This window comes from Pseudomonas sp. 01L34, from assembly GCF_056400265.1.
Genome location: NZ_JBFTSX010000002.1, coordinates 442,722 through 455,116 on the forward strand (window position 1 = coordinate 442,722; position 12,395 = coordinate 455,116).

The 12,395-nt window shown below is 57.7% G+C and carries 19 protein-coding genes; 7 read left to right on the forward strand and 12 right to left on the reverse strand.

Going from position 1 to position 12,395, the window contains the following annotated elements; genetic code table 11:
- Positions 1–135 precede the first annotated feature (135 nt).
- Together AC1DQM_RS06430 and AC1DQM_RS06435 are read left to right on the forward strand one after the other, a co-directional pair.
- Positions 136–648, forward strand: a complete 513-nt coding sequence (locus tag AC1DQM_RS06430) for a sigma-70 family RNA polymerase sigma factor (RefSeq protein ID WP_007941935.1) — start codon at positions 136–138, stop codon at positions 646–648.
- Complete coding sequence (locus AC1DQM_RS06435) at positions 641–1,384, forward strand: anti-sigma factor family protein (RefSeq protein WP_138867241.1); 744 nt, start codon at positions 641–643, stop codon at positions 1,382–1,384. The genes AC1DQM_RS06430 and AC1DQM_RS06435 overlap by 8 nt, the downstream gene beginning before the upstream one ends.
- Positions 1,385–1,701: 317 nt before the next feature.
- On the opposite strand, the gene AC1DQM_RS06440 is transcribed toward AC1DQM_RS06435, so the two are convergent.
- Complete coding sequence (locus AC1DQM_RS06440; protein ID WP_230139449.1) at positions 1,702–2,175, reverse strand: hypothetical protein; 474 nt, start codon at positions 2,173–2,175, stop codon at positions 1,702–1,704.
- Between the two features lie 425 nt (positions 2,176–2,600).
- On the opposite strand from AC1DQM_RS06440, the gene AC1DQM_RS06445 reads away from it, so the two are divergent.
- A complete protein-coding gene (locus AC1DQM_RS06445; RefSeq protein ID WP_018927979.1) occupies positions 2,601–3,014 on the forward strand; it encodes a CBS domain-containing protein in 414 nt (137 codons plus the stop codon).
- Positions 3,015–3,201: 187 nt separating this feature from the next.
- On the opposite strand, the gene AC1DQM_RS06450 is transcribed toward AC1DQM_RS06445, so the two are convergent.
- The 3 genes from AC1DQM_RS06450 to AC1DQM_RS06460 all read right to left on the reverse strand — a co-directional run bounded on the left by AC1DQM_RS06450 (position 3,202) and on the right by AC1DQM_RS06460 (position 4,391).
- Positions 3,202–3,456, reverse strand: coding sequence for a hypothetical protein (locus AC1DQM_RS06450; protein WP_018927980.1), 255 nt, complete (start codon positions 3,454–3,456; stop codon positions 3,202–3,204).
- Positions 3,457–3,721: 265 nt separating this feature from the next.
- Positions 3,722–3,907 carry a hypothetical protein gene (locus AC1DQM_RS06455; protein WP_169342478.1) on the reverse strand — a complete coding sequence of 62 codons (186 nt, stop codon included), beginning with the start codon at positions 3,905–3,907 and terminating at the stop codon, positions 3,722–3,724.
- A 289-nt stretch (positions 3,908–4,196) separates the two neighbouring features.
- Positions 4,197–4,391 (reverse strand): hypothetical protein, encoded by a 195-nt coding sequence (locus tag AC1DQM_RS06460; protein WP_018927982.1) that lies wholly within the window; start codon positions 4,389–4,391, stop codon positions 4,197–4,199.
- 178 nt (positions 4,392–4,569) lie between these two features.
- Here AC1DQM_RS06460 and AC1DQM_RS06465 point away from each other — a divergent pair, with 178 nt between their 5' ends.
- Positions 4,570–4,764, forward strand: a complete 195-nt coding sequence (locus tag AC1DQM_RS06465) for a hypothetical protein (protein ID WP_081625797.1) — start codon at positions 4,570–4,572, stop codon at positions 4,762–4,764.
- Positions 4,765–5,046: 282 nt separating this feature from the next.
- On the opposite strand, the gene AC1DQM_RS06470 is transcribed toward AC1DQM_RS06465, so the two are convergent.
- From AC1DQM_RS06470 to AC1DQM_RS06480, 3 genes are all read right to left on the reverse strand, one after another.
- Positions 5,047–5,382: a hypothetical protein gene (locus AC1DQM_RS06470; protein ID WP_064617054.1), complete on the reverse strand. Its 336-nt coding sequence runs from the start codon at positions 5,380–5,382 to the stop codon at positions 5,047–5,049.
- 106 nt (positions 5,383–5,488) lie between these two features.
- Entirely contained in the window at positions 5,489–5,725 is a 237-nt protein-coding gene (locus AC1DQM_RS06475; RefSeq protein WP_111453845.1) for a hypothetical protein, read from the reverse strand.
- Positions 5,726–5,824: 99 nt separating this feature from the next.
- The gene (locus tag AC1DQM_RS06480) at positions 5,825–7,051 is read right to left on the reverse strand and encodes an RtcB family protein (RefSeq protein WP_138867240.1); all 1,227 of its coding nucleotides are present in this window, start codon (positions 7,049–7,051) and stop codon (positions 5,825–5,827) included.
- Positions 7,052–7,142: 91 nt separating this feature from the next.
- Between AC1DQM_RS06480 and AC1DQM_RS06485 the strand changes: the two genes are divergently transcribed.
- Entirely contained in the window at positions 7,143–7,382 is a 240-nt protein-coding gene (locus tag AC1DQM_RS06485) for a hypothetical protein (RefSeq protein WP_018927986.1), read from the forward strand.
- 11 nt (positions 7,383–7,393) lie between these two features.
- Positions 7,394–7,753 carry an osmotically-inducible lipoprotein OsmE gene (osmE, locus tag AC1DQM_RS06490; protein WP_018927987.1) on the forward strand — a complete coding sequence of 120 codons (360 nt, stop codon included), beginning with the start codon at positions 7,394–7,396 and terminating at the stop codon, positions 7,751–7,753.
- A 51-nt stretch (positions 7,754–7,804) separates the two neighbouring features.
- On the opposite strand, the gene AC1DQM_RS06495 is transcribed toward osmE, so the two are convergent.
- A complete protein-coding gene (locus tag AC1DQM_RS06495; protein WP_007941550.1) occupies positions 7,805–8,008 on the reverse strand; it encodes a hypothetical protein in 204 nt (67 codons plus the stop codon).
- 222 nt (positions 8,009–8,230) lie between these two features.
- Here AC1DQM_RS06495 and AC1DQM_RS06500 point away from each other — a divergent pair, with 222 nt between their 5' ends.
- Complete coding sequence (locus AC1DQM_RS06500) at positions 8,231–8,593, forward strand: NUDIX hydrolase (protein ID WP_138867239.1); 363 nt, start codon at positions 8,231–8,233, stop codon at positions 8,591–8,593.
- A 28-nt stretch (positions 8,594–8,621) separates the two neighbouring features.
- On the opposite strand, the gene AC1DQM_RS06505 is transcribed toward AC1DQM_RS06500, so the two are convergent.
- From AC1DQM_RS06505 to benA, 4 genes are read right to left on the reverse strand one after another with little or no spacing between them, the layout of a single operon-like run.
- Positions 8,622–9,395, reverse strand: coding sequence for a 1,6-dihydroxycyclohexa-2,4-diene-1-carboxylate dehydrogenase (locus tag AC1DQM_RS06505; protein ID WP_064617053.1), 774 nt, complete (start codon positions 9,393–9,395; stop codon positions 8,622–8,624).
- Positions 9,396–9,419: 24 nt separating this feature from the next.
- Positions 9,420–10,433: a benzoate 1,2-dioxygenase electron transfer component BenC gene (gene benC, locus AC1DQM_RS06510; RefSeq protein ID WP_138867238.1), complete on the reverse strand. Its 1,014-nt coding sequence runs from the start codon at positions 10,431–10,433 to the stop codon at positions 9,420–9,422.
- A 10-nt stretch (positions 10,434–10,443) separates the two neighbouring features.
- On the reverse strand, positions 10,444–10,932 hold the full coding sequence (benB, locus tag AC1DQM_RS06515) for a benzoate 1,2-dioxygenase small subunit (RefSeq protein WP_018927991.1): 489 nt from the start codon (positions 10,930–10,932) through the stop codon (positions 10,444–10,446).
- The gene (benA, locus tag AC1DQM_RS06520) at positions 10,929–12,293 is read right to left on the reverse strand and encodes a benzoate 1,2-dioxygenase large subunit (RefSeq protein WP_019649241.1); all 1,365 of its coding nucleotides are present in this window, start codon (positions 12,291–12,293) and stop codon (positions 10,929–10,931) included. Before benA ends, benB begins: the two co-directional genes overlap by 4 nt.
- Positions 12,294–12,395 lie beyond the last annotated feature (102 nt).

Here is a 12,395-nt window from a genome sequence, read left to right on the forward strand (position 1 = left end):
GGACTACAGTGATGTAGCTGACACGAGGTAAACCTTGCGGGATGAGTGTTTATTCCGTGCTGGAAAACAAATTCTTTTCAGGGAATAAAAGACCACGCACCACGGTTATAGGGGTGTGACAGTGCGGAAGCCACTATGAAGCGATTTGAGGACCTGATTGCGCCCCATCTGGACGCCGCTTACAACCTCGCGCGCTGGCTCACTGGCAACGACGCCGCCGCACGCGATGTCGTGCAGGAAAGTGCCCTGCGCGCCTTCAGGTTTTTGCAGCGTTTCGCCGATGGCAACGCCAAGGCCTGGTTTCTGACCATCGTGCGCAATGAAAGCTACACCTGGCTCAAAGCCTCGGCCGGGCGCCATTGGGTTGCTTTCGATGACGACATTGGCGATGACGAAGGCGCACTGAGCCACAGCCAGACCCCGGAATTGCTGGCTATTCACACGGAAAACGCAGCGCTGATCCAGCAAGCGCTGTGCGCCCTGCCGCCAGTGTTTCGTGAGGTGATTGTGCTGAAAGAACTCGAAGACATGCCTTACAAGGACATCGCTTTGGTGGTCGATATCCCCATCGGCACCGTCATGTCGAGACTGGCCCGGGGGCGCGCGATGCTCAAGCTCGAACTACTGAAGTTGCACGATCATGAATGAACTCGACTGCACGGTTTGCCAGACACGGCTGCATGGTTATCTGGATCACGAACTCGATCCTGCGACGGCTGCGGATGTAGCTGCGCATCTGGCCGCATGCCCCGAGTGCGCGCGGCTGCATGATGAAGTGAAACTGCTGAAGGTCAGTGTGAAGCGCCAGGCGCCGTATTACCCGGCGCCGGCATCGTTAGCGGCCAGCGTGTTTGCCGCGGGTGCTCCCGCGACTCGCGCCGTCGAACGCTGGCAGAAATGGTTCGCACCGACGTTTTCCGCGGCGGCGCTGGCCTTGGCGGCAGTGCTTTATGTGATGACGCCGGGCAGCGAGCAACCTCTGATGGACGAGGCTGTTTCCAGCCATGTCCGCTCGTTGATGGGCGAGCATCTGAACGATGTGGTGTCCTCCGACCGCCACACCGTGAAGCCCTGGTTCACCGGCAAACTCGACTTCTCGCCGCCGGTGTTCGATTACTCGGCGCAGGGATTTCCATTACTGGGCGGACGGCTGGATTATCTGCAACACCAGACCACGGCAGCGCTGAGTTATGGGAGGGCCAAACACATCATCAATGTGTTTATCCTGCCCGTGCCGGAGGCAGACAAGCCGCGGCAGACCCAGACGATTCGTGGCTTTAACGTGGTGTCCTGGCAAGCCAACCACATGCGCTTCGTGCTGGTTTCCGATGTGGAAAAAAGTGAACTGGAGGCGTTCAGCCAGTTGCTCAGGGACGGTGCCTGAAGGGAGCACGGTTTCGCGTGCGCCGTCATTCTCTCTGTCGAGAACAATCAAAAATGGGTGCTCGCCCAACCAAGGCCTAGCACTCCGTGCCTGGTAAAGAGCCGAAGCTGGGTGAGCGGTGAGAACTCTATCCAGAGTTGCGCCCAGTGTCCCGAACACAATTCTGAATAAACCTGAACAGCCCGCCGGTGAACGGCGGGCCAGGAATCTTCATGTTCGAAGAACTCTGAACTGCCTAACAGGTCGGCATTTCTGTTACGAATGCACGCGCCCCTACGCGCAATGGTTCGTCGTTCAGCGTCCGGCGTAATCAGGTTTTACTCACTGCCAGTGCGCGACCACTCATCATCCATGGCACCCGCTGTGCTGGCAACTATCCACTCCACTGCACAAGCCACTAACGAGAACACGGCAAAAGCCCCCATCACCTGCAAGTAAGGCAGCACGTGATTCCACGCTCGAGCCACCCCCAGGAATGCGGCAAATAACCAGCCACTCATAGAGAGAGCGCCCAACAGGGCAAGGCGAGTCCGGGCGCAGCTGTTTAACAAAACAAAGGGAGCTTTCTGCAGCAGCGGAAAACCGATTCGATGCAACAAAGCGCCGTTGAGGCTAAGCAGCGCGACAACACTCACCTTGGCCCAGAGCTTTTGATTGAGCAGATACGTGGTCCCCTCATAGAGGTAACCCTGGAGCACCAGCAGCAAGCCACTTCCCCAAAGAGCCAATAGCGCGAGCATGACGATTTTTTGAGTCTCGTCGAGATACTCACGTTGCACTTGGCTCAACACCTCCTTGCGTCAGCTCCATAGCTTTTGATCTGCCTGCAGCACCCTCCCCTGAGCAATACAGGTGGCAATCAGATGACCGTACACGAGTAGCATTTTGAGCATTACCTGAACCTTATTTTTATGTGGGCAATGCACTCCCTCGCACCCTTGATTTGAAACTAAATGATACGGATTATTATTTGTATCGAGCAAGTTACAAACTCAACCATCCATCCGAAGCCGCCCTCCCGCACGTTTGCGGTGTTGCGCTGTTCCTTGAGCAACGCCCGAATACGAAAACGCCGCTAAGTGAGCGGCGCTGGAGAATCCCGGTTCACCACGATGACGAGCGGAGACAAAACATTCTGAACCCTGTACATCCCCTCCAAGTCGAAAAATATACAGTCAGTAATCACTGAAGCATCCCTTTAAAAGGAGTCTTTTTCATGAAGATCTCGGAAGTTATGACGAAAGATGTTTTAACAGCCAAACCAAGCCAGACGATCCAGGAGGCTGCAAGCATGATGGCCAGGATCGATAGCGGCGCCATTATGGTTGAAGAGCAAGAGCGCCTGATTGGCATGATCACGGACCGGGACATCGCCATCAGAGCAGTCGCCGAAGGACTCACCGGAACAACCCCTATCAGTAAAATAATGAGTGGCGGCATCCGCTATTGCTATGAGGATGAAGACATCGAGCATGTCGCTAGAAACATGGCGGACGTCCACCTCCGTCGCCTGCCCGTGCTTAACCGAGACAAGCGTCTGGTTGGCGTCGTATCGCTGGGAAACATTGCCAGCACACGATCTCAGTCCGCCGCCGCGACTGTTTTGTGCGGCGTGGCACAGGCTCATTAACCGATTGGATAATGAGCCGTTCAAGTGTTTATCAGGATTAAAGCCCCATGGATCCGACACGCTCGCCTGACCTGGAATCCGTTGGAAATTCGGCTTCAAGGCCAGGCGAGTCCTTCTGTAAATAGTCGCTGCCCCTTCCCCCACGCAACGCACCCTTCGCTGAACTGCATTCGCTTTGCGCGACACATTAGCCCGGCTCGATGAGTAGGTCTTTGTCTTCCGGGCCTAGCGCCGGCTCTTGATCCTCCAATTTGCCGGTTTCACGCTTCTTCTTCAGGCGGGTTCGAGCGCGCTCGGTGTCATAAGACTTTCCTTCAGCCAAGGCATGCAGGGTCGATGAAATTCGATAGAAACCACCACACGGTTCGCAATGAATGCGCAATCCGCCCCCGAACGAAAGATCTTCCAGCGCATTGGTATTGCCACACAGCGGACAGTTCATAGCCACCTCCTGAACATTCAGCTATAGCCGCTTTCAGCCCGCCATAAACGCTGGCAACCTGGACAGGTGTGATGACGAATAGCGCGGATATGTTTATATCGACACGGGCGATCCAAGGAGGTTGCTTGTTTTTACATGACAGTCGAACGTTAGGCGTCGCTCGGCAGCTGCTGCATCTCTTGGATCGTTCAGAAGCCGCTGAAGATCAAAAGATCGCAGCCTTGGGCAGCGCCTACCGAGGGTGGCGTTACAGCCGGGGCGGAATCTAATCCGAAGTCAGCGGCTGCCTGGAGCGACTCGGCGCGATGGCCGACTTCTCCCCGGTGTCGCGATGCAACAAGGCAACGTTGTAGTCATAGCGGGATATCAACGGCACCGGCTCGTCATTGCGGGACATCTTGAGCCATTGTCTTGTGCGCTCGATGTCAAAGGATTCGTTCCTGCCCTTCATGCTTTTAATCAGGTTGGCCGAGACCCTGAAGCGTCCACATCCAGCCGAGCATGCAACTTCTGACCAGTCTTCAGCCACATGAACAGTGTTAGAGACAGCGTGACAAATTAAGCACTTCATGTTCGATCTCCGTATCCATGAATTACCAACTGTAGACGATCCACGAACAAAGAACTCAGCGCCCAAAAAAACCGGGGCAGTCCATCGCGCCACCCAGTGACAGCCTGGCCAGGTGACCTGTCAAAGGGGCGATAAGTGAAGAGCCCGGCCGCAATGGCCGGGCTCCGTTTTATCTTCTGTTTTCAAGCATCTTGTCGGCGAGCGCTTTGGCTCTTTGGATCAGCATGTTTTGCCTGTCTTCGTGGGTGGTTTCTCCTACCACCGGTGCCGTCAGATGGCTTTCGGCAATCAGCGCAGCACAGAAATATTGGTCCCAAACAGTGCTTTGCTCCGACGCCTGTCTAATCGTTTGGTCGGCGATCATATGCGGCTCCTTTTGATGAGGTAGCCTTTTCAGTTTACGCCCGAATCACCAACAACCTACGTTGTGCAGGACAGTCGGCACTGCCAATCGCTGGCGACAAATCGTTTCCTCGACTAGGATCTTTATCGCACAGGACTTCGCCCACTGTGTTGTCGGGCGACTCACAAGGGAGAGATAGATGACGCCTACTCGTATTACCGAGCAAACCTATCGTGGCTGGTCCAGCCCCATCTTGCTTGAACTCAAGGAGAGAGAACATCAACTGGATCCTTCGGCACGCCAGGCCCTGCGAAATGTCCTGGTCGAGAGAAGGCTTATAAACACTGGCAATCCTTCTGGCAGTGATCGGCGCAAGGCTGATCCGGCCGGGTAACAACAGGTTTTAGCAATAGCGCTTACCCACCTCATCACCGACGCTGCTGGCGCTTTGCCGGCAGCGTGCTTGTACGTCACCCCCAAATTCCAGGCAAAAAAAAGCCCAGGCAGCTGATGGACGCCTGGGCTTTAAAAATGCATAAACCGTGGTGGTGAACGCGGGGCAATATTACCCAATCAATTGATCTGTAACAAGATATTTTTACTCACCATCCAGTTACTAAATCTCGCAACCCATTAAATATCCACACTATTTTTGAGTCATCTACTGAAGAAACCGTTACAAACAATCCCGGACAGCCTTGCGCAGCGTTCCTGACTTGGCCCATGGCGGCCCTTGGTAAAGCGATACCCGGCTGCCATCCTTGGACTTCACGATATCCAGAATTTCGTCAGCTGTGATGACGCTCGGTGCAGTAATCCGATAGCCATTGGAAATCGCAGTTTGCGTCGTTCCAGCAATCTCCTGGCGCCACAATGGCAATACACACCCGGCATATTCCTTGGGCGCCTTATCGCTGTATTTGCTGACATTAGGCTCACCGGGCACCAGGGATGCGGGCAATGAACAGCCCGCCAACGCAGCCAACGCTACTCCCGCTATCAACATCCGCATGATGCTTCTCTATCCTGAAAAACGGGAAATGTAGCCTGTACTTGCGCAGACATCCAGCAAACGCTGGGGCTACGCCGCTATAAAGCAGCTTTTTATACAAAGGCTTCTATACAGAGGCTTCGCCCTGCCCCGGATCGACCCCCGAGCCGGAATCGGTATACGAACTCGCATTCAGATACTTCATCCACCGCTCGTACGCTTCATGCTGCCATTTCGTGACCCGTTCCCATTCCGGCCCAGTGAGCTGATGAGCTGAAATCAACTTCATCATTTCCGTTGTGGCCGCATCCAGGTCCGCGATCAGATCATGCGCATGGTGTCTGAAATCATCAGTCGCCGTCATTTGAGATACCTCGCCCCAGCGAATAGATCACTACCTCCATACGACAGCAGAGCTGTCCACTCCCGTTGATTTTCCCGACCAGCGGAATACCTCCCATCCCTACCCCTTCACGCACACCACCTGTCGCAACGTATGCAGCACTTCCACCAGATCACGCTGGGCGTGCATGACTTTGTCGATGTCCTTGTAGGCCATCGGGATCTCATCGATGACCGCCGCATCCTTGCGGCATTCCACATGGGCGGTCGCGCGGATCTGGTCGGCGACGGTGAAGGTGTTCTTGGCTTTGGTGCGGCTCATGGTGCGACCGGCGCCGTGGCTGCAGGAACAGAACGATTGCTCGTTGCCGAGGCCGCGAACGATGAAGCTTTTGGCCCCCATGGAACCGGGAATGATCCCCAGCTCGTCCTTCTTCGCCGACACCGCGCCTTTGCGGGTGACCAGGATGTCCTCGCCAAAATGCCGCTCTTTCTGCACGTAATTGTGATGGCAGTTCACGGCCTCCAGCGCAACCTCGAAGGGCTTGCGGATCACCTGCCGCGCCGCATGAATCACCGCTTGCATCATCAAGGCACGGTTCTGCCGGGCGAAGTCCTGAGCCCAGCCCACCGCTTCGACGTAGTCATCGAAGTGCCGGCTGCCCTCCTTGAAGTAGGCCAGGTCACGGTCCGGCAGGTTGGCGATGTGCTGGCGCATGTCCGCCTGGGCCAATTGAATGAACAGAGTACCGATGGCATTGCCCACGCCGCGAGAGCCGCTGTGCAGCATGAACCACACGCGATTGGCCTCGTCCAGACAGACCTCGATGAAGTGATTACCGGTGCCGAGGGTCCCCAGGTGCTGGCGGTTGTTGGTGCTGGCGAGTTTCGGGTACTTGTCGGTGATCGCCTTGAACCGAGGGTTCAGCGCCGCCCAGGCCTGATCGGCCTGCTGTGGAACGCGTTCCCAGGCGCCTTCGTCACGGCGGCCATGGCTCAAGGTGCGGCCATGGGGCACGGCCTTTTCAATGGCAGTGCGCAGACCATGCAAGTTATCCGGCAAGTCGGCAGCGGTCAGCGAGGTGCGCGCGGCGATCATGCCGCAGCCGATGTCCACGCCCACGGCCGCCGGAATGATCGCGCCCACGGTGGGGATCACGCTGCCGATAGTGGAACCTTTGCCCAGGTGCACGTCCGGCATCACCGCCAGGTGCTTGAAGATGAACGGCATCTTCGCGGTATTGATCAGTTGCTGCCGGGCTTCGCTTTCAACCGGCACGCCTTCGGTCCAGAGTTTGATCGGCTTGCCGTTGGCGACTTCCAGCAGTTGGTAGGCAGGTTGTTGCATGATTTCGACTCTCTTTGGATCAGACGAACATAACGCTCCATCGAGGTAAATGGGATTACTATTTCGTAGCGGGGAACTGCAGGAGGTCATCATGTGGCTTAACGAATATGAACAGCAACTACGGCGCGACCTGCAAGGTGTGGCGTCGGATCTGAGGTGGTCGGCGGTAGAGCTTTTGCGCATCGCAGAGCAGTTGCGCCTGGCCGGCAATGATGTGGACGCAGAGGCGACGCTCAGGCTGTGCTCCTTGTTCCAGGGCGATGAAGAGCGGCTGGCGGGCTATGCTGAAGAAGTGAAAGCAAAAACCATCACGCGAACGAAAGTTCACTAGAGAGCATTGCCATGAACAAGCCTCTATGCGCGCTAATCGCCGTGCTGGCGGCGACAGGTGGCTGTAACACGGAATCGCATATCTACCGGGACCAACCGCTGGTCGCCAAGGTCGAAGCCGGCATGACCAAGGATCAGGTCGAGCAGATTGGCGGCAAGCCGCTATCGATCACCGATCGCACGGTGGAGCCAGGCGCTTGCTTTGATTACAAGTTGACCCAGGCCGGCAATCAGCAGCCGTACAGTGTCAGTTTTGATGGCAGGGGCCAGGTCGACCATAAAGCCTTCATGACCTGCGCCGAGTGGAGTCGCGTCCAACAAAAAGCCAGAGCGTATTCCCCGTCCACGGGCGGGATGGGTGGTGGTTACTGAGCCCACGACTTTAATAACGAGAAGCCCCGGCGTACCGGGGCTTCAGGCACACTATTTGTCTGATTTGTGGCTACGCGATGATCTGCCCGACCGGGCTCTGTAGGCGGGAAGCGCAGCCGCATAGGCCAGTGCTTCTTCTCGGCTGCCAAAGGATCCAAGCCGGTCACCTTTGGTGCACACCCGCCACGGGCCACTGTTCACGCTGAGTACGTCATAGCCGTTCATGTGCATTTTGGTCAGCATCGGAACGCTCATTAGTCACCTCCATTTCGGCAGTGATAGTCCAGGGTCCACTTAGCTACCTTACACCCGACCTTCACTGAAGTGCCGACCAGACGTCGCGTCAGGATTCCGGCATTCCATTGCACTTTCAACCGCCCTGTCGACTCTAACCCTTGAAGCAGACACGTCTGCGGATTGCGGTCTGAATATTGCATTTTTATGACTGTTTTATGACAACCGGCAGTCAGGTAATCCATGAAAGTACGCGCAACCGTCATTTGCGAGCAGGACCGGCACATTCTCCTGGTGCGCAAACCCAGGGGGCGCTGGACCCTGCCGGGTGGAAAAATCGAGCCTGGCGAAACCATCGCGGGCGCGGCCACAAGAGAGCTTTATGAAGAAACCGGGCTTGGGGTCGACAGCCTGCTGTACTTGATGGAGTTGGACACGACCAGCACCAGGCATCATGTCTACGAGGCATCGGTCATAAACGTGGCCGAGGCGCGGCCCCAGAATGAAATCGTCGACTGCATCTGGTACCCGCTGGACGCCGTCCAGAACCTGAACACAAGCGACGCCACACTCAGAATCGTCAGAGCATTTCAGCGTCGCTTGTAGCTCAACACAGCCGACGCCCTCCTGAAGGTCAGCCCAGATCGCCGCCACCGACCGGCATGACCATGCCGGTGATGTAGGAGGCTTCGTCGCTGGCCAGAAACAGGATAGCGCTGGCCTGTTCATCCAGTGTGCCATAGCGCTTCATCAAACTGCTGTCGAGGGTCTGGTCGACGATCTGCTGATACCACAGCTTTTCCTGAGCGCTTTGTTCCGCGGTGTTGCGCGGGATCAGCCGCGGCGGCGCTTCGGTGCCACCGGGAGCGGTCGCGTTGACCCGTACCCCACGGCCGGCGGTTTCGAACGCCAGGCACGCGGTCAACGCGTTGACCCCACCCTTCGCCGCACCGTAAGGCACGCGATTGACGCTGCGGGTGGCGATGGATGAAACGTTGACGATGGCGCCGTTGCCTTGCTCAAGCATGAACGGCAGCGCGGCATGGCAACACCACAGCGTCGGGAACAATGAACGTCGGACTTCGGCCTCGATCTGCGACTCTTCATAGTGCTCGAAAGGCTTGGCCCAGATCGTGCCGCCGACATTGTTGACCAACACATCGAGGCGCCCGAAGCGCTCGACGGCGGTGCGCATCACCCGGCTGCATTCGCTGTATTGCTCAAGGTCGGCGGTCAGGGCGAGCACCTGGCTGTCCCGCCCCAGTTCTTTCTGCAACTCGAACACCAGATCGGAGCGGTCGACCAGAATCAACCGCGCACCTTCAGCGGCCATGCGTTCCGCCACACGCCGGCCGATGCCTTGGGCGGCACCGGTAATCAGCGCGATTTTTTCGTGGAATCTATTCATGTATCTCTCCCACAACAGCGCGGCTCAGGCCGCGCTGGCGGCAAATTTCTCGTAGTAGAAGTTCGCAGGCGCGATGCCTTGCTCGCGAATGAACTGGCTGACCGCTTCGACCATCGGCGGCGGGCCGCACAGATAGACATCGACGTCGCCATCGTTCAGATGCCGTGGCTCGATGTGCTGGGTCACGTAGCCCTTGAGCGGGTGCCGACTGTCGGGGTTGGCCACGCAGGCGCTGAAGCTGAAGTTCGGGATTCGTGCGGTAAAGGCTTCCAGTCGATCGATTTCCACCAGGTCGAAATCGTTGGTCACGCCGTAGATCAAATGCAGCGGATGCTCGCTGCCCTGCTCGGCGATTTTTTCCAGCATCGCGGTAAACGGCGCCAGACCGGTGCCACCGGCCAGCAGCAACAACGGCCGGCGGATATCGCGCAGATAGAAACTGCCCAACGGTCCGGCCAGGCTCATGCTGTCGCCGGCCTTGGCCATGCCGGTCAGGAAACTGCTCATCAAGCCGCCGGGCACGTTGCGAATCAGGAAACTGACTTCGCCGTCACGCTGCAACGAGCTGAACGAATACGCGCGGGTCTGCTCGCTGCCCGGAACCCCGAGGTTCACATACTGCCCCGGCAAAAACGCCAGTTTGCTCAGGGCTTCGCCCTTGATCGACAGTGCGATGGTGCTGTCGGACAGCTGACGCACGGCGCTGATGGTCGCGTCGTAACTGGCCTGACGAGTACGGCAGACATCCGATGAAACCGGCACCCGCACCACGCAATCGCTCTGCGCACGCATCTGGCAAGTCAGGACAAAACCCTGCTGCGCTTCGTCAGCGCTGAGGGCGTCTTCGATGTAGTCCTCGCCCAGGTCGTAGCGCCCGGCTTCGGCGAAACACTTGCAGGTGCCGCAAGCGCCGTCGCGGCAGTCCAGCGGAATATTGATGCCCTGGCGGTACGCAGCATCGGCCACGGTTTCGCCGGCGTTGGCGTCGATGAACCGGGTGACGCCGTCTTCGAAATTGAACGCAATGGAATGAGTCATGACGGCCGCCTCAGAGGTGGTAAACATCAATGACCTGGCGAACGTAGTCGTTCTTCAGGATCACTTTCTTGGCCAAGATCAGCGGGTTCTCACCGCGCACATCCAGGGTGTAGAAACTGCTGCCGAAATAGCTGTCGACGGTCTTGTAGCGAAAGCTCAGGGTGTGCCAGTTGAAACGCACCTTGCACAGGCCGTCGGCCTGTTCGATCAGCTCGATGTTGCTGAGGTTGTGCGAGGTGCGGGTGTCCGGCACGCTGGCACTGGAACGCTCGGTCTTGATACGGAAGATGCGGTCTTCCAGGCCCGTGCGGTTGCCGTACCAGATCAGCGAGATTTCCCGCTGCGGATCGATGGTCAGCTCGTCGTTGTCATCCCAGGACGGCATCCAGAACGTTGCGTCCGGCGCGTACAACTCCAGCCAGTCATCCCATTGCTTGTCGTCGAGGTAGCGCGCTTCGCGGTAGAGAAAATCGCGCACCGCGTCATAGGTCATGGTCATTGCACGGCCTCCACTGCAATCAGTTCGGACTGTTCGGCGGCCAGGGCCTTGAGCATGGTCTGCTGCCAATATTTGTGTTGCAGCACGAACAGGCCTTCGTCTTCGGTACGCACCCCGCTGAGCAATGGGTGCAGGTCAATTTCCTTGGCCGCGTCATCGGCGCCTTCAATCCAGTGTTCGGCACCACGGGACATGTCATTCCAGGTGGTGACGCTGCCCTGGTAACCGGTCTGGCAGGAGCGAAACTCTTCCAGATCGTCTGGAGTGGCCATGCCACTGACGTTGAAAAAGTCCTCGTACTGCCGAATGCGGCTCGAACGGGCGTGGTCGCTTTCACCTTTGGGGGCGATGCAGTAAATGGTGATTTCGGTGCGGTTGACCGAGATCGGCCGGGCGATGCGAATCTGCGAGCTGAACTGGTCCATCAGGTACACGTTCGGGTACAGGCACAGGTTGCGCGAGTTCTCGATCATCCAGTCGGCGCGAGCCTGGCCGAAGTCCCGGGCCAACTCGTCGCGACGCTCGTACAGCGGACGGTCCTCGGGGTTGGACCAACGGGTCCAGAGCAGCATGTGGCCCTTGTCGAAGGAATAGAAACCACCGCCCTGCTTGGCCCAGGTGCCGGCGCTCATGGTGCGGATGTCTTCGCCCGCTTCGCGCTGTTTGCGCTGATTCTGGGTGGCGGCGTAGTTCCAGTGCACGGAGCTGACGTGATAGCCGTCGGCACCGTTTTCGGCGGTGAGTTTCCAGTTGCCTTCGTAGATGTAACTGGAGGAACCGCGCAGCACTTCCAGGCCATCGGCGGACTGGTCGACGATCATGTCGATGATCTTCGCCGACTCGCCCAGGTGCTCCACCAACGGCACCACGTCGGCCTTGAGACTGCCGAACAGGAAGCCGCGATAGGACTCGAAACGCGCGACTTTGGTCAGGTCGTGGGAGCCTTCGCAATTGAAGCTCGCCGGGTAGCCGGCCGCCGCCGGGTCCTTGACCTTGAGCAGCTTGCCGGAGTTGTTGAAGGTCCAGCCGTGGAACGGGCAGGTGTAGGAGCTCTTGTTGCCGGTCTTGTGCCGGCAGAGCATCGCCCCGCGGTGGCTGCATGCGTTGATAAAGGCATTCAGCACGCCATCCTTGTTGCGCGCGATGAAGATCGACTGGCGCCCCATGGTGGTGGTGTAGAAATCGTTGTTGTTGGGGATCTGGCTTTCGTGCGCCAGGTACAGCCAGTTGCCTTCGAAGATGTGTTCCATCTCAAGGTCGAACAGCCGCGGGTCAGTGAACATCTCGCGCTTACAGCGATAGATACCCTGTTCAGGGTTTTCTTCAAGCAGGGAGTGAAGGTATTCGGGTCGCAGGGACATGGCCGCCGCCTCCATTGTTTTTATTCAGGCAGGGCCATGCTAGGGCGTGGGGATGGGGCGGACTATCCGCCGGGTGCAGACCTGTATCCGTTTTGTGCAAAG